The following is a 19,451-nucleotide window of genomic DNA, read 5'->3' on the forward strand; positions in this document are numbered from 1 at the left end:
GCCGACGCCACCACGGCCGGCCCGCCTGCCGATGGCTTCGCGCCACCGGGCGCGCTCGCCGGCACCGGCGCGGCGGTGCCGCGCGCGAGCCCCTGCTCGACCGCCTTCAGAAGCTTTTGCAGCGCGATCGGTTTTTCAAGGAAGTTGAGCGCGCCGATCTTGGTCGCCTCGACGGCCGTGTCGATGGTCGCATGCCCCGACATCATGATGACCGGCATCGTCAGTTCGCCCTGCGCGGCCCATTCCTTGAGCAGCGTGACGCCATCGGTGTCCGGCATCCAGATATCGAGCAGCACCAGGTCCGGCACCTGACGCTGACGGAACGCGCGCGCCTCCTGCGCGTCCTCCGCGAGCTCCACGACGTGTCCTTCGTCGCTGAGGATCTCCGAGAGCAATTCCCGGATGCCCATTTCATCGTCTACCACCAGGATGGTTGCCATTTACGCTGCCCTTGTCTGCACTGTTGCTTTTGATCCTTGCTCCGTTGCCGCGCGTCCCGCCGAGCCATGACCGCGCGTGGCGGCGGTGGCGTTCGGGCTGGTGTCGTCCGCCAGCTGGAGAAAGAGAATCGAGATCTGCGCACCTTCGATCACATCGCCCGCTTTCATGCGATTGCGAATGTCGATGCGCGCGCCGTGCTCGTCGATGATCTTCTTGACCATCGCAAGCCCGAGTCCTGTTCCTTTGGCCTTGGTCGTCACGTAGGGTTCGAACGCGCGCGTGAGAATGCGCGCCGGGAACCCGGACCCGTTGTCCGACACCGTGAGACGCACCGCCACACGTGTGTGGCCGTCCGCGTCCGGATCGCCGTATTCTACGGCCCGCGTCTCCAGCGTTACGCGTGGCGTCTGAACGTCGGCCACCGCGTCCTGCGCATTCTGCAAGAGGTTGTGAATGACCTGGCGCAGTTGCGTCGCGTCGCCACGGATGATCGGCAGCGCGGAGAGTTCGACCTTGATCGCGCTCTTGCCTTCCTCCGCGCCATAGAGCGTGAGCACCTCGCTCACGAGATCGTTCAGCTGCAGGCTCGCGAGCACCGCCGGCGGCGTGCGCGCGTAGTCGCGGAAATTGTCGACCATCTGCTTCATCGCCGCGACCTGATTGACGATGGTGGTCGCGCCGCGCTTGAGCACTTCGGCGTCCGAGGGCGCGAGCTTGTCGGTGAGCTTCATCTGCAGGCGCTCAGCGGAAAGCTGAATCGGCGTGAGCGGGTTCTTGATCTCGTGCGCGAGACGCCGCGCGACTTCGCCCCACGCGACCGAGCGCTGCGCCGAGATCACGTCGGAGATGTCGTCGAACACGACCACGTAGCCCGAGGTCTGCATGTCGCCGGCGTCGCGGCCCGTGTCGGAGACGAGGCGCGCGCCGCGCACGAGCAGCGTGAGCGGGTCGGTCTCGCCCGCCACCGGCACCGAGAACTGCTGCTGCCAGTGGCCATGGTCCACCTCGCCGCTGTCGCGGTCCGTGCGCGAGGCCTCCTGGTCGGCGAACGCCTTGCGCACCATCGCCGCGAAATCGCCGAGCGCCGTCACGTGATCGATCGGCAGGCCGAGCTGCGTCTGGAACGGGTGGCGGAAGATGCGTTCGGCGCCCGGGTTGGCCGTCGTCAGCCGGAACTGGCGATCGAACACGAACACGCCGGCCGTGAGGTTCGCGAGAATGCTCTCGAGATACGCCTTCGAATGCTCGAGCGCGACGCGGTTCTTCTCCACGGCCTGGCGCGCTTCGGAGAGCTGGCGCGTCATCGCGTTGAACGACTGCGTGAGGAAGCCCAGCTCGTCGCGCGACTTGATCTCTCGCTTGGGCGTGTAGTCGCCCTCGGTCACTTCCTTCGTGCCCTGCGCGAGCAGGAACAAGGGCCTCGCCAACTGGTTGCCGAGCGCGAGCGCCAGCATCATCGCGACGAAGGTCGCGAGGAACAGCGCGAGCGTGAGCGTGCCGATGTACATCTTGCGCAAGCCCGTGCGGCCCAGCGCTTTCTCCTGATACTCGCGGTAGGCGCGCTGCACGGCGTCGGCGTTGCGCGCGAGCGCGGCCGGCACCGGCTGCTCCAGTTGCAGGAAGCGTTCGACGGGCTGCAGGTCGGTTGTGTTCGCATCGGGAATGCGCGTGACGACGCGCAGGCGCAGCGCCCCCTTCGGGCCATGCAGATGCGGGTCGCCGTCCACTTCGCCTTCGATCGCCGCGTAGCCGCGCCCGCGCGCCTGATCGATCATCAGCGGCGTGGGCAGATCGGCCGGCATCAGCAAGGAGAAGTTGCTCGACGCCTGCGCGACCACGTGCATGTCCGGCGCCGCGCCCGACATGCTGCGCACCGGCTCGACGATGGTGGCGTCCTGCACACCGAACTGGTCGCGCGCGCGCAAGAGCGTGAGCGTGGTGCCCGCGGCCTCGCCGTTTGCGATCTGCTCGGCCATCAGGCGGGCCTTGGTCTGCAGGTCGGAGAGCGAGGCGTCGAGCATGCCGCGCCCGAGATTCAGACCCGCCGTGAGCGCGGTTTCGACGTTCACGTCGAACCACGACTCGATCGAGCGCGAGACGAACTGATACGAGACGATGTAGATGATGCCGCCCGGCACCACGCCCACGAGCGCGAAGAAGAACGCGAGCTTGGCCAGCAAGCGTGTGCCGAACTTGCCGCGCCGCAAGCGCACGGCGATCACGATCACGAGCGCCGTCACCACCGAAAGGAAGATCAGCGCGACAACGATGTTGGCCGCATAGAGCCAGCCGTAGTAGCGGTCGAAGAACTCGGTATTCGCGCTCGCGGCGGCCAGCAGCACGAGCAGCAGCGTCGCGGTGAAGGCGACGGTGGAAACGAGCAGCCTGACGACGACGCTGCTGACGCTGGTGGCGCGGCGCACTTTATTTAGCACGTTCGGTCACCGTGAAGTTAAAGCGCTTCCAGTCGGAAGCGAGGTTCCAGTCGCGGTTGTTGACCGCATCGATCTGGAAGGGCTTGGGCATGAGCGCGACGTCGAGCTGCATGCGCACGGACGCCGTATAGGTCTCGCCCGGATGCACCTGCTTGCCATCGATCACGTGCCACGACGTGACGTGCTTGATGACCGCGAGCGCATCCGCGAGCGTCGTGAAGCCGAGCTGCAGCCCGCCGCTCGACACGCGGTACTCGCGCGTGAGCGGCTGGAACGAGAGGCGAATGCTTTGCGAGACGCTCACAGGCTGCTCGTCGAACCAGTACCAGCGCGGGCGCGTGAGCTCGAAGTCGGTGGTGAAGTAGAGCGGAATGCCCTTGTTGACCGCGTCTTCCAGGCTGCTGTTCAGGTCGAAGTCGAAGCGGGCGTCGAGGCTCCAGCCCGAGCCGTCCGCCTGCAGCGAGGCCCGCTGCACCGAGATCGAATCGGCGCGCGCCGGCGTGACGGCCATGAAGCCGAAAGCCAGCGCGATCCAGATCAGGACCGCGAAGCGTAGCGGGAAGAAGCGTTTAATGGTCACCGTTTCTGAAAGCGCGCGTAGAAGAAGCCGTCGTGATCTGCGGTGCGATCGGGAACGGGGCGGGCGTCGTGCTGCACATCGGCATCCGGCCGTGCCACGCTGGCTGCGCCGTAGTCAGGCCCCCCGGCCGGCGCGCCGTCGGCCGCGGGCAACAGTTGCCCCGGCGCGTCCAATCGTACCGCATCCGCGTGGGTGCTTTCAAACCAGCTCGCCTGCGCCTCGCCTTCTTCGGGGAAGATCGAGCACGTCACGTAAAGCAGCTCGCCGCCCGGCTTGACGAGCGCCCACAACGCATCGACGATGCGGCGCTGTTCCTGCACCAGGGCCTCGATATCGCTTTGACGGCGCAGCCAGCGAATGTCGGGATGACGGCGCACGATACCCGAGGCCGAGCACGGCACGTCCGCGAGAATGCGGTCGAACAGCTCGCCTTCGAACCAGCTCGCGGGCGCGCCCGCGTCGCCGATCACGACGCGCGCATGCCACGCGGGATGCTGCGCATCGTCCTCCGCTTGATCGGCCGAAAAGCCGAGACGCTCGAAGTTCTCGCCGATGCGCGCTGCGCGCGTGGCATCGCTTTCCAGCGCGATCAGGTCGATGTCGGCGAGTTCGAGCAGATGGCCGCTCTTGCCGCCGGGCGCCGCGCATGCGTCGAGCACGCGCATGCCGTCGCGCACGTCCATGATTTGCGCCGCGATTTGCGCGCCCGCGTCCTGCACCGAGACGTCGCCGGCCATGAAGCCCGGAATGCGATCGACGGGCAGCGGCGCGGCGAGCCGCACGGCGTGCTCGCCGATCGGCGTCGCGGCGATATTTTCCTCGCCCAAGCGCTGCAGATAGTCGGCGACGCTCGTGCGGCGCGCGTTCACGCGCAGCGTGAGCGGCCCCTGGGTGTTGCCCGCTTCGAGAATCGCCTGCCAGCGATCGGGCCACGCGCGGCGAACCGCGTCGATCCACCATTGCGGATAGTTCCAGCGCGCGACTTCATTGGCCTGCGCCGCGGCGAGCGCACTCTCGCGCTCGCGCAGGAAGCCGCGCAGCACCGCATTCACGAGGCCCTTCGCGAAGGCCACGTCGCGGCGCGCACCGATCGCGCGCACGGCCTGGTCGACGACGGTAAACGGCGTGTAGGCGGCGTGCGCCTCGTCGTCGACGAGCAGCGCCAGCGCGCACGCGAGCAGGTTCGTCACAGGCGGCGGCGGGGCCTTGCTCACGCGCTGCTTGATCAGCCAGTCCACGGTGCCGAGGCGCCGCATCGTGCGATACGCGATGTCCTGCACGGCGCCGCGCGCCGTTGCCGCCATATCGTGCGGGAGCGCGGCGAAAGCACTCGTGAGCGCCGCCGGCAGCGCCGCGCCCGCGCGCACCGCGCCCACGGCATGCGCCGCCTGGTCGAGCGCGAAGCCGAGCGAGTCGGGGGCCAGATGGACGGCCTGGCGTTGCGCGCTCTGATGCTGCCCGGTCTGACGCGGCCCAGCCGGCCCACTCCGGCGCGCCGCCGATGCGGGTTGCCCGGCACGCCTGGTGCGAGGCTGACCGGAAGAGGATGCGCCGGACGGGCGGCGGGAGGAGCTCGATGTCATGGAAAAACCGGAAGCAGGCCGCGGCAAGGCGCGGCGTATCGTACGAACGCGCGTACAAAAACGGATGCAAAAGCAAGCCACTAGCGAGCCATTGTAGCGTGGCGTGGGCGCAACGCCGCTCGCCCGGCTCAATCGACGCGCGCTGACGGCACCTGCATCTCACCTGCATCGCGCCAATAAAAAAGGGCAAACCCGCAGGTCTGCCCTTCGCATGCGTGCCGCGCTGCTTCAGTCGAAGCGGCCGGTGCGCGCCATCTCCATGAGCCGCGCGATGCGCTCTTCGGTGGCCGGGTGCGTCGAGAAGAGGTTCGCAATCCCGCCGCCCGAGAGCGGATTCATGATCATCATCTGCGCCGTGGCCGGATGCTGCTCGGCGGCCGGGAACGGAATGCCCTGCGCGTAGCGATGAATCTTGTCGAGCGCCGAAGCCAGTGCCTGCGGATCGCCCGAAATCTGCGCGCCGCCGCGATCGGCCTCGAACTCACGCGCACGCGAGATGGCCATCTGGATCAGCGCGCCGGCGATCGGCGCGAGCAGCGCCACGGCAATGCTGGCGATGGGGTTCGACGGGCGGCCGTTCTCGTCGCGGCCGCCGAAGAACATCGCGAAATTGGCGAGCGCCGAGATCGCGCCGGCCATGGTGGCCGAGATCGTCGAAATGAGGATATCGCGGTGCTTCACGTGCGCGAGCTCGTGGGCCATCACGCCGCGCATCTCGCGCTCGGAGAGCACGCGCAGGATGCCCGTGGTGGCCGCCACCGCCGCGTGCTCGGGATTGCGGCCCGTGGCGAACGCGTTGGGCGCGTCTTCGTTGATCAGGTAGACACGCGGCATCGGAATGTTCGCGCGCGTGGCCAGCTCGCGGACCATGCGGTAGAACTGCGGCGCCGTGGTCTCGTCCACTTCCTGCGCGTTGTACATGCGCAGGACCATCTTGTCCGAGAACCAGTACGAGAAGAAGTTCATGGCGATCGCAAACATCAGCGCCAGCATCATGCCGCGATGCCCGCCGATCATGCCGCCAATCACGATGAAAAGGGCCGTAATCGCGGCCATCAACATCGCGGTCTTGACCCAGTTGAACATGTGCTGTGCTCCTTCACCCATCAGGGATCAAATCGTTGAACGCCCGCCACGGGCCCCGGCCATCATTGAGCCGGTGGCGCGGCGAGCGCATTGTAAGCGATTTGTTAGATATGGGCGGATCTGAAAAATTCAATCTCAGCGCGTGGCGGTGGCCAGCCTGACGCCAAGGCCGACGAACGCCGAGCCCACCGTGCGGTCGAGCCATTTCTTGATGCCCGGCTTGCCGGAGAAGCGCTGCGTCACGCTCCCTGCGATCCACGCGACGAAGCTGTTCCAGATCGTGCTCATGACGACGAACACGACACCGAGCGCGAGAAACGCGAGCACCTTGTGCGGGCTCGTCACGCTCACGAACTGCGGGAAGAACGACACGAAGAACAGCACGACTTTCGGGTTGAGCACGTTGGTCCAGAAACCCGAGAGGAAGAGCTGGCGCAGCGGGCGCGGTGCGCTGGCGCGCGCAGCGGATTCCGCCGTGTCGGCTGGGCTGGCCGGGGCTTGTTGTTTCGCGAAGATCAGACGCACGCCGAGATACACGAGGTAGCACGCGCCCACGAGCTTGATGACCGTGAACGCCGTGGCCGAGGCCGCGAGCAGCGCGGTCAGCCCGAACGCGCAGGCCAGCGCGTGCACACAGCAGCCCGCGGAAATGCCCAGCGCCGACACGAGCCCGGCGCTGCGGCCTTGCGCGACGCTGCGGCCGACGATATAGGCCGTATCGGGGCCCGGCGTGACGTTCAGGAGAAAGACCGCGACGAGAAAGAAGCCGAAATGAGTGATGCCAAGCATGACGTTCCCTGCAAAAGCGACTCGGAAAGAGGGATCGAGCCGCCCTGTGCAGCCGCCTCGCCGAATCCCTCAAATTCTAACGCGCGCAGCGGTGCGTGCGTTGCCTCGCCGCGAGGCCGGATGCTCGACAGGCGGGGCCAGGAATCGCCTGGTGTCGTGCTTACGCTGCGCCGCCGTCGGTCGGGGTGAAGCGCTGGCCGGCCGTGAGCGGCATCCCAGCGAGGAATTCGCGCGCCGGCAGGCGCTTGCCGCCAGGCTTCTGCAGTTGTGTCACGCGCAAGGCGCCCTCGCCGCACGCCACCACGACGCCCGCGGGCGAAACGTCGAGAATCTGGCCCGGCGCGGCGCCAGCGGGCACGTTCACGCCATCGGCCGGTTCGGCGGACCACAGCTTGAGCAGCGCGCCGTCCAGTGTGGCCGCGCCACCCGGGAACGGATCGAACGCCCGAACCTGCCGTGCGAGCGCCACAGCGGAACGGCGGAAGTCGAGCGCGGCCTCCTGCTTGCCGATCTTCTCGGCATAGGTGACGCCGTCGGCGGGCTGCGGCGTGACAGGCAGCGCGCCATCGCGCTCCAGCTGGATCAGCCCCTCCACCACGAGCTGGGCGCCCAGTGCCGCGAGGCGGTCGTGCAGCGTCGCCGTCGTGTCCGTCGACGCGATGGGCGTGCGCACTTCCGAGATCATTGGACCGGTGTCGAGGCCCGCGTCCATCTGCATGAGCGTGATGCCGGTCTCGGCATCGCCGGCCTCGATCGCCCGGTGGATGGGCGCCGCGCCGCGCCAGCGCGGCAAGATCGACCCGTGGATGTTGATACAGCCGCGCGGCGGGATGTCGAGCACTTCCTGCGGAAGGATCAGGCCGTAGGCGGCGACCACCATCACGTCGTGCGGCGTCGCACGCAGCAAGTCCAGCGCCGCGGCGGCCTCCTCCGGGTATTTGCCCGCGCGCCGCAGCGAGGGCGGCTGCGCCACGGCAATGCCATGCTCCTGCGCGTAGCGCTTGACCGGGCTCGCCTGGAGCTTCATCCCGCGTCCGGCGGGACGGTCGGGCTGGGTCAGCACGAGCGGCACGGCAAACCCCGCCTCGTGGATCGCGGCGAGCGCCGCAGCGGCGAATTCCGGCGTACCGGCAAAAATCACGCGAAGAGAATGGCTCATGGGCGCTAGAAGATCGGCAAGTGAAGAAGGAAGCGGCGCAGCACGCGAGCGTTACATCGCGTGCTCGAGCTTCTTCATCTTGCTCTTGATGCGCGTCTGCTTGAGCGGCGAGAGGTACTCGACGAACACCTTGCCCATCAGGTGATCCATCTCGTGCTGGATGCAGACGGCGAGCAGCCCTTCGCAGTCCACCTCGTAAGTCTCGCCTTTCTCGTTGAGCGCCCGCACGCGGACCTTCTCGGCGCGCTCGACGTTGTCGTAGATGCCCGGCACCGAGAGGCAGCCCTCTTCGTGCACTTCCCGTTCATTGCTCGCCCAGACGATTTCCGGGTTGATGAACACGCGCAGTTCGTCGTGCGCGTCGGAAACGTCGATCACGACGACACGCTCGTGCACGTCGATCTGGGTGGCGGCAAGACCCACGCCGGGTGCCGCGTACATGGTCTCGGCCATGTCGGCGACGAGCTTGCGGATGCGGTCGTTGACCACCTCGACGGGCTTGGCGACCTTGTGCAGGCGCTTGTCCGGGTAATGAAGAATGTTCAGTAGAGCCATGGTTTGTCAGGTTCCTGGTTGGGCGCCGCGGACCGCGCGACAAAGGCAGCAAGCGCGGCAAGCGCGCGAACTGGCCGTTCGGCCAACTGGTGCGCCCCTTGCGGAATACAGAAGATAGTCGGACAGATACGAACGAAATGACCGGAATCAACACGCCGCCGGCGCCGGCCTCGCAAGCACTGCTCGCGCCCGTTCTGCCACTGCGCGAACGGAATCGGCACGAAATCCCGCAATAGGCGCGACGCCCGCAGCACGCCGTGACGATGCGTCACAGCGCCGCAAATGAATTTCGGATGGTGAAAATTTTAACACGACGGGCCACCGTTCGCCCGTCGACGGAGAATCGCCGATGCTCGCCACCTTGCCGCTCGGGGCCGACGAACTCAGCGCCTGGCTGCGCCTCGCGAACACACGGGGCCTGAAGCCGGCGGCGCTACGCGCCCTGCTCGGCGCATTCGGGCTGCCGCAGCATGTGCTCGCGCAGCCGTTCGACGCGCTCGCGGCCGCAGCGGGCTATGAAGCGGCCCATGCCGTGCTGGCGCCGCCCGCAGCGAACTTTGCGCAGCAGGTCGGGGCCGTGGCCGCCTGGTGCTCGCCGCCGGGCAACGCGCTCGTCACGCTCGCCGATCCCGCCTATCCGCCGCGCCTCCTGACGATGCCCGACCCGCCGCCGCTTCTCTACGTGAAGGGGCGGCTCGATCTGCTGCATGCGCGCAGCGTGGCCGTGGTGGGCAGCCGCAGCGCCACGCCGCAAGCGCTCGAAGACGCCACGCGCTTCGCTCGCACGCTCGCCGCAGCCGGCGTCACGGTCGTCTCGGGCCTCGCACTCGGCGTGGATGGCGCGGCCCACCGGGGCGCGCTGGACGAACCCGGCAGCACCGTCGCCATCACGGGCACGGGCGCCGACCTCGTCTATCCCGCCGCGCACCACGCCCTCGCGACCGAGATCGCCGCGCGCGGCGTGCTCGCCACCGAATGGCCGCTCGGCACGCCCGCGCGCTCAGCGAATTTCCCGCAGCGCAATCGTGTGATCGCGGCGCTCGTGGAGGGGGTCATCGTCGTCGAGGCCGCCATGCGCTCGGGCTCGCTCATCACCGCGCGGCTCGCCAACGAAATGGGACGCGATGTGTTCGCCCTGCCAGGCTCGGTCCATGCGCCGCTCTCGCGCGGGTGCCATCGGCTGATCAAAGAAGGGGCGCAACTGGTCGAGACGCCGGAGGAAGTGCTCGAGGCGCTGCGGTTCACGCAGCCGGCACCGCGTGCGCGGCGTCCCGCTGCGCCGCGTGAGCGAAGTCCGGCATGCGCAATGACGCTTCCGCTCGAATTCGAAACGCAGCCTCCCCACCTTGCGCAAGACGCCGCCCAGACACGGCCGCCAGCCGAAGCGAGGCGCGCACCCACCGCGCCGCTCGGGCCCGAGGCCCGCGCACTGCTTGCCGCGCTCGGCCACGCCCCCGCCACGCTTGAAATCCTCGCGCAACGCACCGACATGACCGAGGCGGTCCTGCAGGCCACGCTGCTGCGGCTAGAGCTGGCCGGGCACGTCAGCACGCTGCCCGGAGGCCGGTTTACGCGGGCGTCTCACGACTAGTCCGCCGCCGTGTTACATTCGCGCCAAACACCCGCCAAACGCCCACACTATATATAAGAGAACGCAAGGAACGACCATGCCCGCGCTTGACCTCGACACCGACGCCGACCAGATCGCCGAGCGCGTCACCGACCGCGACACGCTGTTCGTCGCCTGTCTGTGCGCTCAGTGGTGCGGCACCTGTCGCGACTATCGGGCGACGTTCGACCGTATCGCCGAAGCCCATCCCGAGATCTGCTTCGCGTGGATCGACATCGAAACGCACGCCGACCGCTTCGACGACCTCGATGTGGAAAACTTCCCCACCATCCTGATCGAAGACGGCAAGGCCACCCGCTTTTTCGGCACGGTGCTGCCGCACGGCGCCGTGGTCGAGCGCATGCTCGCGGATCTCACCGCGCTGCCGGGCGTCGCCGATGCACCGAAGCTGCGGCCCGTGCTGGTCGAGGCGTAGCGCGCTGGCGCAGTCCCGGAGCGCCCCGCGAGCGCCCTGCGAACCGCAGACAAGCAAGGCCGCCGCGAGCGCCAGGCGGCACACATCCGATAACACGAAAATCGCCCCCGCTGCGCCATGTGCTATAAAGCGGTCGTTAAGCGAGAGGCGAAACGCGCCGCGCCGGCCCCGAAACGAACTCAGACGGCATAGCCGCGGGGCGCGAACCCTATTCAAAGCCCGGAATCACCCACACACGACCAGTCATGTCCAAAGCCCTGATCATCGCCGAGAAGCCATCCGTCGCGAACGATATCGCGCGCGCTTTGGGCGGATTTACCAAGCATGACGAGTACTACGAAAGCGACGACTACGTGCTTTCGTCGGCGGTTGGCCACTTGCTGGAAATCGCCGCGCCCGAAGAGTACGAAGTCAAGCGAGGCAAATGGAGCTTCGCGCATCTGCCGGTCATCCCGCCGCATTTCGACCTGAACCCGATCGCCAAGAGCGAGTCGCGGCTCAAGGTGCTCACCAGGCTGCTCAAGCGCAAGGACGTCACGCAACTCATCAACGCCTGCGACGCGGGGCGCGAAGGCGAGCTGATTTTCCGCCTGATCGCGCAGCACGCGAAGGCCAAGCAGCCGGTCCAGCGCCTGTGGCTCCAGTCGATGACGCCGCAGGCGATCCGCGACGGCTTCGCGAACCTGCGCAGCGACCACGACATGCAGCCGCTCGCCGACGCGGCCCGCTGCCGCTCGGAAGCCGACTGGCTCGTGGGCATCAACGGCACGCGCGCGATGACGGCCTTCAACAGCAAGGGCGGCGGCTTCTTCCTCACCACGGTCGGCCGCGTTCAGACGCCAACTTTGTCGATCGTCGTCGAACGTGAGGAGAAAATTCGCCGCTTCGTCCCGCGCGACTATTGGGAAGTGCGCGCGGAGTTCGTCTGCGCCAAGGGCTTCTATGAGGGCCGCTGGTTCGACCCGAAATTCAAGAAGGACGAGTTCGATCCGGAAAAGCGCGACTCGCGTCTCTGGAGCCTGCCGGCCGCCGAGACCATCGTGGCCGCCTGCCATGGCCGCGAAGGCACGGTCACCGAGGAATCGAAGCCGTCCACCCAGCTCTCGCCCGCGCTCTTCGACCTGACGAGCCTGCAGCGCGAAGCCAACGGCCGCTTCGGCTTCTCGGCCAAGAACACGCTCGGCCTCGCCCAGGCGCTGTACGAAAAGCACAAGGTGCTCACCTACCCGCGTACCGATTCGCGCGCGCTGCCCGAGGATTACCTCGGCACCGTGAAAGAGACGCTCGAGATGCTCAAGGAGAGCAACAACTACCTGCCGCACGCGAAGCAGGTGCTCGACAAGGGCTGGGTGAAGCCGAACAAGCGCATCTTCGACAACTCGAAGATCAGCGACCACTTCGCCATCATCCCCACGCTGCAGGCGCCGAAGTCGCTTTCCGAGCCCGAGCAGAAGCTCTATGACCTCGTCGTGAAGCGCTTCCTCGCCGTGTTCTTCCCGGCGGCGGAGTACCGCGTGACCACGCGTATCACCGAAGTGGCCGGCCATCACTTCAAGACCGAGGGCAAGGTGCTGGTCGAGCCGGGCTGGCTGCAGGTCTACGGCCGCGACTCGGGCGGCGAGGACGCCAACCTCGTGCCGGTGCAGAAGGACGAGAAGGTCAAGACCGACAAGATCGCGGCGCATCAGCTCGTGACCAAGCCGCCTGCGCGCTACAACGAAGCGACGCTGCTCTCGGCGATGGAAGGCGCGGGCAAGCTCGTCGACGACGAGGAGCTGCGCGAGGCGATGGCCGCCAAGGGCCTGGGCACGCCGGCCACGCGCGCGGCGATCATCGAAGGCCTGCTCGGCGAAAAATATCTGGTGCGCGAAGGCCGCGAGCTGATTCCCACGGCCAAGGCGTTCCAGCTCATGACGCTCCTGCGCGGCCTCGGCGTCGAGGAACTCACCGCGCCGGAACTCACCGGCGAATGGGAATACAAGCTCTCGCAGATGGAGCGCGGCAAGCTTCCGCGCGACGCGTTCATGCAGGAAATCGCCCGCATGACGCAGACCATCGTGAAGCGCGCGAAAGAATACGACTCCGACACCATTCCCGGCGACTACGCGACGCTGGAAACGCCGTGCCCGAACTGCGGTGGCCAGGTGAAGGAAAACTATCGCCGCTTCGCGTGCACGAAGTGCGAGTTCTCGATCTCGAAGATCCCGGGCGGTCGCCAGTTCGAGATCCCGGAAGTGGAAGAGCTGCTGCAGAACAAGACGATCGGCCCGCTCTCGGGCTTCCGCAGCAAGATGGGCCGGCCGTTCTCGGCCATCCTCAAGCTCTCCTTCGACGACGAGATCAAGAACTTCAAGCTCGAATTCGACTTCGGCCAGGACCAGGGCGGCGAGGACGGCGAAGCGCCGGACTTCTCTCAGCAGGAACCGGTTGGCGCGTGCCCGAAGTGCAAGGGCCGCGTGTTCGAGCACGGCATGAGCTACGTCTGCGAGCATTCGGTCGCGAACCCGAAGACCTGCGATTTCCGCTCGGGCAAGGTGATCCTGCAACAGGAGATCGCGCGCGAGCAGATGGCGAAGCTGCTTTCCGAAGGCCGCACCGACCTGCTGACGAACTTCAAGTCGTCGCGCACGGGGCGCAACTTCAAGGCGTTCCTCGTCAAGCAGAGCGACGGCAAGATCGGCTTCGAGTTCGAGAAGAAGGAGCCGAGCGCCAAGACGGCAGCCAAGACGGCAGCCAAGACGGCAGCGAAGAAGTCGACGGCCGCGGCTGCCACGGCGGAAACGGATGAAGCCGCGAACGACGCCGCCGAAACGAGCGCGAAGCCGGCGCGCAAGACGGCTGCCGCCAAGACCGCGCCCGCGAAAAAGACCGCTGCCCGCAAAACGCCGGCGCGCAAGACCGGCTCGTAATCGGGTCCGTTTCGCGCACCGTTCAGCCGCCGCTCCCGGCGGCATGTGCAAGCAAAAAGCGCAGCTTCTCACGAAGCTGCGCTTTTTTTTATTGCCGTCCTGCCCCGCGCGCGAGGCGCCGTAACACCCTTATAGCGGCGACAGCGCCGACGTACGCGCGCGCCCAGCAGCCACGCGCGGCGCCTTCGTCGCACGCTCGCCCGGCGTGCCGTGGTGATCGCCGTCAAGCAAGCCGGAAACCGGCTCCAGGCCGTCGAACGCCTCAGGTACCAGCGGGTGCGCGACGCCGTTTGCCGGCCGCGCGAGCCCGTCTTTGACCCACTGCTCGCCGAGCTGGCTGTTCGGCGTCTGGCTGAAGTGCTCGACGAGGTGGTCGATGAACGTGCGCACCTTCGCCGGCAAGTGGCGGCGGCTCGGATACGCGACGTTGATCTCGACCTGCGGCAGCCGATAGTCGCCGAGCAGGCGCACGAGGCGCCCGCGCGTCATGTCGCGCCCGATCAGGTAGCTCGGCAGGATCGAGATGCCCATGCCGAGCAGCACGAACTGGCGCAGCATCTCGGTGTTGTTCGCGACAATCACGTTGGTCGGGCGCACGCGCACCTCGCCATCCGGCCCCGTGAACACGCGCTCGTCGCCCCAGTACTCCGAGGGCAGCGAAAGCGACGGATGCTCCATCAGATGCTCGGGGCGCGTGGGCGTGCCGTGCTTCTCCAGATAGGCCGGCGTGGCGCACACGGTCATGCAGCCCGTCGTGAGACGGCGCGTGACGATGCTCGCGCTGCGCATCTGGCGCGCGGTCACGACGCCCAGATCGAAACCTTCTTCGACGAGATCCACCTGGCGGTCGACCAGCGTCACGTCGGGAACGACTTGCGGATAGCGCTGCGTATAGGTCTGCAGCACGGGCGCGAGGTTGTGCAGCCCGAAGACCACCGGCGCGACGATGCGCAGCGTGCCGACCGGCTCATGGTTGCGCGCCACCACCATCTGCTCGACATCTTCGAGCTCGTCGAGAATCTGGCGGGCGCGTTCGAGGTAGACCTGCCCGGATTCGGTGAGGGAAAGGCTGCGGGTCGTGCGATTGAGCAAACGCGTGCCAAGCCGCCCTTCAAGGTCGGCGACGTGACGCGTTGCAACCGCATTGGAGATATCCATCGCGGAAGCGGCCCGGGCAAAACTGCCGAGGTCGGCCACTTTGACGAATACTCGCATCGACTGCAAATGATCCATGTGACAACTCCTGCCTGTTACGGTCCGCCGAAAAACGGCGGCGGAAACCGCGAATTCTCCTACGACATGAGAAATCGTGCAGAAGTTGCCTAAGAATGCCTGAAATTCTTTGTAATTTTCGCGACTCTCACTCAAGACGCACTGTCAGATCGGCGATTGTTTCCCAAGCCGAAACAATTTTGCGCACTGCAGCGAAATATCCCGACGCCCGATGAACAGCGGCCACACCGCGCTGATCCGGCATGGCAATTAATGATCGGACCCCTAAAATAAAAAGCCGCCCGAAGGCGGCTCGTGTTTCCTGGTCAGGCTAAAAAAGGCAGTACAACGATGCTAGTGAGCACTCACCTTCATTTCACGCCAGCGCTCAAAATCGCGCTTCGAGTGCCGTGCGCGCATCGCTGAGCGCCTTCGGCAAGCCGTGAGCGAGCTTCTCGAAGAGTTCCGAGTGCAGCGCGAGTTCCTCACGCCACGCATCGGCATCGACTGAGATCACCTGCTCGAACTGCGCCGGTGTGAAGTCCATGCCGCCCCAGTTCAGGTCGTCGTAGCGCGGCGAAACGCCGAACGCATGGTCTTCGCCCTGGGCCTCGCCTTCGATGCGGCGCACCATCCATTCGAGCACGCGCATGTTCTCGCCGAAACCGGGCCAGACGAACTTGCCGTCCGGGCCCTTGCGGAACCAATTCACGCAGAAGATGCGCGGCAGCGTGGCGCCCAGCTTCGAGAGGCGCTCGCCCACCTTGAGCCAGTGGCCGAAGTAGTCGGCCATGTTGTAGCCGCAGAACGGCAGCATCGCGAACGGGTCGCGGCGCACCACGCCCTGCTGCCCGGCCGCCGCCGCCGTGGTCTCGGAGCCCATGGTCGCGGCCATGTAGACGCCCTGCGTCCAGTCGCGCGCCTCGGTCACGAGCGGCACCGTGGTCGAGCGGCGGCCGCCGAACAGGAAGGCGTCAATCGCCACGCCCTTCGGATCTTCCCAGGCGGGATCGATCGACGGGCATTGCGAAGCGGGCGCCGTGAAGCGCGCGTTCGGATGCGCGGCCTTGCGGCCCGTCTCTTTGCCGATGGCGGGCGTCCAGTCGTTGCCCTGCCAGTCGATCAGGTGCGCGGGCGGATCGTCGGTCATGCCTTCCCACCAGACATCGCCGTCATCGGTGAGCGCGACGTTCGTGAAGATCACGTTCTCCTTGAGCGTCGCCATGGCGTTGTAGTTGGTCTTTTCGCTCGTGCCCGGCGCCACGCCGAAATAGCCGGCTTCCGGGTTGATCGCGTAGAGACGGCCGTCCGCACCCGGCTTGATCCAGGCGATATCGTCGCCGATCGTGCTGATTTCCCAGCCGTTCATGGCAGCCGGCGGAATCAGCATGGCGAAATTGGTCTTGCCGCACGCCGACGGGAACGCCGCCGCGACGTGATACTTGCGCCCTTGCGGGGAGCGCACGCCAAGAATCAGCATGTGCTCGGCGAGCCAGCCTTCGTCGCGGCCCATGGTCGAGGCGATGCGCAACGCAAAGCACTTCTTGCCGAGCAGCGCGTTGCCGCCATAGCCCGAGCCATAGCTCCAGATCTCGCGCGATTCCGGGAAATGGACGATGTACTTCGTCTTGTTGCACGGCCACGGCACATCCTGCTCGCCCTCCGCCAGCGGCGCGCCCACGCTGTGCACGCACGGCACGAACGCACCGTCCTCGCCGAGCACGTCGTACACGGCGCGGCCCATGCGCGTCATGATCCGCATGTTCACGGCCACGTACGGGCTATCGGAAAGCTCGACGCCGATATGCGCAATGGGCGAACCGAGCGGGCCCATCGAGAACGGCACGACGTACATCGTGCGGCCGCGCATGGAGCCGGCGAACAGACCGTCCAGCGTCGAGCGCATCTCGGCGGGCGCCATCCAGTTGTTGGTCGGGCCGGCGTCTTCCTGCTTTTCACAGCAGATGAAGGTGCGGTCCTCCACGCGCGCCACGTCCGAGGGATCGGAGCATGCGAGATACGAGTTCGGGCGTTTCTGCGGATTGAGACGGCGCATCGTCCCTGCGTCGACCATCTGCTGGCACAGGCGGTCGTACTCTTCCTGCGAGCCATCGCACCAGACGATGTGCTCGGGTTGCGTGTGCGCCGCAATCTGCTGCACCCACTCGATCAGTTTCCGGTGCCGGACCCAGGCCGGCGCCTGGGCGGCAGCCTGAGCGGGGAAGTCGGGATGATTCATCGATATGTCTCCGTGAGGGCTGATAAAAATTCGAGTCGGGCCCTTTTCGACGCTGCGTGCGAGAGGCACAACCTGCGTGAACGCATTCCGCCGTTCGCGCAGTCGGGCAGGCCGTCAAGACCCTGTCAGCGAGGGTTCGCAACCGTCTGTAAAGCGGCTTGCGTCGTGACCCTTCAAGCTGATAAAAGGGGGGAAATTCTCATTCAAATTGTGTCTGGCCGTATTGAGCGCCATCGCATAGAACAGCAATTGCAGTGCCCAGCTGTTCCGTGCACCGGAAGGCACCCTTGTATTCATACCAGCCTTCCGCGCGCTGCATAGTGGGATAACCACCAGATGAACACGAGTCGCACCGAGATGTGCGCCAACCCTCACCCAAGCTGCCATGAAAATTGCCATCCTTGACGACTACCAGGACGCCGTCCGCAAGCTCGACTGCTTTCAATTGCTTGCCGATCACGAGGTCAAGGTCTTCAACAACACCGTGCGCGGTCTCGGCCAGCTCGCAAGCCGGCTGGCCGAAGTCGACGCGCTCGTGCTGATCCGCGAACGCACCCGCATCTCCTCGCAACTGCTCGACAAGCTCCCGCATCTGCGCATGATCAGCCAGACGGGCAAAGCCGGCCCGCACATCGACATGGCCGCCTGCAGCGAACGCGGCATTGCCGTGCTCGAAGGCACCGGCTCGCCGGTCGCGCCCGCCGAACTCACGTGGGCGCTCATCATGGCGGCGCAACGGCGCATTCCGCAGTACGTGGCCAACCTCAAGCAGGGCGCGTGGCAGCAGTCGGGGCTCAAAACCTCGGCCATGCCGCCCAATTTCGGTCTGGGCCAGGTCCTGCGCGGCCAGACGCTCGGGATCTGGGGCTACGGCAAGATCGGGCGCCTCGTGGCCGGCTACGGCAAGGCGTTCGGCATGCGCGTGATCGTCTGGGGCCGCGAGCACTCGCTCGAAGCGGCGCGCGCCGACGGCTATGAAGCGGCCGCCAGCCGCGAGGCGCTCTTCGAAGAGAGCGACATCCTCTCGCTGCATCTGCGCCTGCACGACGACACGCGCGGCATCGTCAAGCAGGAAGATCTGTTGCGCATGAAACCGACTTCGCTGCTCGTCAATACGAGCCGCGCGGAGCTGCTCGAAGAAAACGCGCTGCTTGGCGCGCTGTCGCACAACCGGCCGGGCATGGTCGCCATCGACGTGTTCGAAAGCGAGCCGATCCTGCAGGGCTACAGCCTGCTGCGCATGGAGAACGTGATCTGCACGCCGCACATCGGCTATGTCGAGCGCGAGAGCTACGAGCTCTACTTCGGCGCGGCGTTCCGCAACATCCTCGCTTTCGACGCCGGCGATCAATCGCACGTCGCGAATCCCGAGGCGCTGCAAGGCGGGCGTCGCCGCTAGGCGCGAGGCGCTGAAAGGACGAAAAAGGCGGCTCGGGCCGCCTTTTTTCATGTGCGTACGCAACGGGCTGCCATCACGCGTGCCCCGCCGCTGCGAATACCTCAGGCAGACGCTCGAGGAAGCGCTCGCCGTCCTGGGCGCCGAGGTTGTAAGCGTGCTGCATCTGCAGCGGGCTCGTGTAGTCCCAGCTCGAAATCGGCACCTTGGCCGAGGGCTGCACATACAGACGCTGCTGCACGCCGGCCGCTTCGCCACCTGATGCGCCGCCGACCACGCCCGTGCGGTGCTGCACGACGAACATCTGCGGACGCGGATAAAGGCGCGTCACCATCACCAGCACGCGGCCCGGCGTGTCGTCGAGCGCGCCCACGGGCACGTTGTCGACCATGCCGCCATCGAGCACCGGCCGCCCGTTGCGGCGCAGGACCGGCGTGAAGGGCGGCGTGCATGAGGACTGCAAGACCAGGTCGGCGAGATCGTCCACGCGCTCGCAGTCCTGCGCGATGACGAATTCCGGGTGAAAGCCTAGCTTGCGCCCGAGCGTGGGATGTAGCGTCTTGCGGACGTGCTTTTCGATGTTGTACGCGATGAGCCCCGCCGCGACGGCACTGCGCGCGCCCAGCCAGCGCGGCAGATGCGACACGCCGATGCGGATCTCGGGCGCGTCCTGCAGCCTGGTGAACTGCGGACCGTAGATGTCGAGCAGCGCCTGGCGGTAGATGCGGTAGTGCGGAAAGACCGCTTCGCCGCGCAGCAGATTGCCCCAATAGGCGTTGCGCTTGTTGTGCTTGAGCGCTTCTTCGTAATAGCGCATGACCCACTGCGAGTCGCGCATGTAGAGCATGCAGGCGGTGGCCGCGCCCGCCGAGATGCCCGTGATCACGCGCGGGCGTATCTGCAGCTGCGGCTGTACGACGTCCCAGAACCCCGCCTGCCACCAGCAACGATTGCCGCCGCCGGCAAAGACAACCTGATCGAACATGCGTCCTCTAGCTCTCGATAACGTCCTGAAGGCAAGA

15 protein-coding genes are annotated in these 19,451 nt (G+C 66.4%); 4 read left to right on the top strand and 11 right to left on the bottom strand.

Features of this window, described 5'->3' with window-relative positions:
• The 8 genes from BO1_RS34850 to def all read right to left on the bottom strand — a co-directional run.
• Nucleotides 1-440 (bottom strand): response regulator (locus BO1_RS34850; RefSeq protein ID WP_028221522.1); only part of this gene is annotated, 440 nt, incomplete at its 3' end.
• Nucleotides 441-2,876 carry a sensor histidine kinase gene (locus tag BO1_RS34855; RefSeq protein ID WP_028221523.1) on the bottom strand — a complete coding sequence of 812 codons (2,436 nt, stop codon included), beginning with the start codon at nt 2,874-2,876 and terminating at the stop codon, nt 441-443.
• A complete protein-coding gene (locus BO1_RS34860; RefSeq protein WP_028221524.1) occupies nt 2,866-3,456 on the bottom strand; it encodes a DUF4390 domain-containing protein in 591 nt (196 codons plus the stop codon). The genes BO1_RS34855 and BO1_RS34860 overlap by 11 nt, the downstream gene beginning before the upstream one ends.
• Complete coding sequence (rsmB, locus tag BO1_RS34865; protein ID WP_084688436.1) at nt 3,453-5,039, bottom strand: 16S rRNA (cytosine(967)-C(5))-methyltransferase RsmB; 1,587 nt, start codon at nt 5,037-5,039, stop codon at nt 3,453-3,455. The genes BO1_RS34860 and rsmB overlap by 4 nt, the downstream gene beginning before the upstream one ends.
• Before the next feature lie 228 nt (nt 5,040-5,267).
• Nucleotides 5,268-6,125 carry a zinc metalloprotease HtpX gene (htpX, locus tag BO1_RS34870; protein WP_028221526.1) on the bottom strand — a complete coding sequence of 286 codons (858 nt, stop codon included), beginning with the start codon at nt 6,123-6,125 and terminating at the stop codon, nt 5,268-5,270.
• Between the two features lie 135 nt (nt 6,126-6,260).
• Nucleotides 6,261-6,914, bottom strand: coding sequence for a LysE family translocator (locus BO1_RS34875; protein ID WP_028221527.1), 654 nt, complete (start codon nt 6,912-6,914; stop codon nt 6,261-6,263).
• Between the two features lie 160 nt (nt 6,915-7,074).
• Nucleotides 7,075-8,073: a methionyl-tRNA formyltransferase gene (gene fmt, locus BO1_RS34880; RefSeq protein WP_028221528.1), complete on the bottom strand. Its 999-nt coding sequence runs from the start codon at nt 8,071-8,073 to the stop codon at nt 7,075-7,077.
• 51 nt (nt 8,074-8,124) lie between these two features.
• A complete protein-coding gene (gene def, locus BO1_RS34885) occupies nt 8,125-8,628 on the bottom strand; it encodes a peptide deformylase (RefSeq protein WP_028221529.1) in 504 nt (167 codons plus the stop codon).
• 349 nt (nt 8,629-8,977) lie between these two features.
• Here def and dprA point away from each other — a divergent pair, with 349 nt between their 5' ends.
• From dprA to BO1_RS34905, 3 genes are all read left to right on the top strand, one after another.
• Nucleotides 8,978-10,219 carry a DNA-processing protein DprA gene (gene dprA, locus BO1_RS34895; protein WP_028221530.1) on the top strand — a complete coding sequence of 414 codons (1,242 nt, stop codon included), beginning with the start codon at nt 8,978-8,980 and terminating at the stop codon, nt 10,217-10,219.
• A 76-nt stretch (nt 10,220-10,295) separates the two neighbouring features.
• On the top strand, nt 10,296-10,673 hold the full coding sequence (locus BO1_RS34900) for a thioredoxin family protein (RefSeq protein ID WP_028221531.1): 378 nt from the start codon (nt 10,296-10,298) through the stop codon (nt 10,671-10,673).
• Between the two features lie 245 nt (nt 10,674-10,918).
• Complete coding sequence (locus BO1_RS34905) at nt 10,919-13,582, top strand: DNA topoisomerase III (RefSeq protein ID WP_028221532.1); 2,664 nt, start codon at nt 10,919-10,921, stop codon at nt 13,580-13,582.
• Nucleotides 13,583-13,711: 129 nt separating this feature from the next.
• Here the strand turns inward: BO1_RS34905 and BO1_RS34910 are convergent, their stop codons facing one another.
• Nucleotides 13,712-14,815, bottom strand: a complete 1,104-nt coding sequence (locus BO1_RS34910; RefSeq protein WP_028221533.1) for a LysR family transcriptional regulator — start codon at nt 14,813-14,815, stop codon at nt 13,712-13,714.
• 367 nt (nt 14,816-15,182) lie between these two features.
• Entirely contained in the window at nt 15,183-17,033 is a 1,851-nt protein-coding gene (locus BO1_RS34915; RefSeq protein WP_028221534.1) for a phosphoenolpyruvate carboxykinase (GTP), read from the bottom strand.
• Between the two features lie 385 nt (nt 17,034-17,418).
• Here BO1_RS34915 and BO1_RS34920 point away from each other — a divergent pair, with 385 nt between their 5' ends.
• On the top strand, nt 17,419-18,432 hold the full coding sequence (locus BO1_RS34920) for a D-2-hydroxyacid dehydrogenase family protein (protein ID WP_028221535.1): 1,014 nt from the start codon (nt 17,419-17,421) through the stop codon (nt 18,430-18,432).
• Nucleotides 18,433-18,505: 73 nt separating this feature from the next.
• Here BO1_RS34920 and BO1_RS34925 read toward each other — a convergent pair whose 3' ends face one another.
• Nucleotides 18,506-19,414 (bottom strand): patatin-like phospholipase family protein, encoded by a 909-nt coding sequence (locus tag BO1_RS34925; protein WP_028221536.1) that lies wholly within the window; start codon nt 19,412-19,414, stop codon nt 18,506-18,508.
• Between the last annotated feature and the right edge of the window lie 37 nt (nt 19,415-19,451).

This window comes from Paraburkholderia oxyphila NBRC 105797 (assembly GCF_000685075.1).
GTDB lineage: Bacteria > Pseudomonadota > Gammaproteobacteria > Burkholderiales > Burkholderiaceae > Paraburkholderia > Paraburkholderia oxyphila.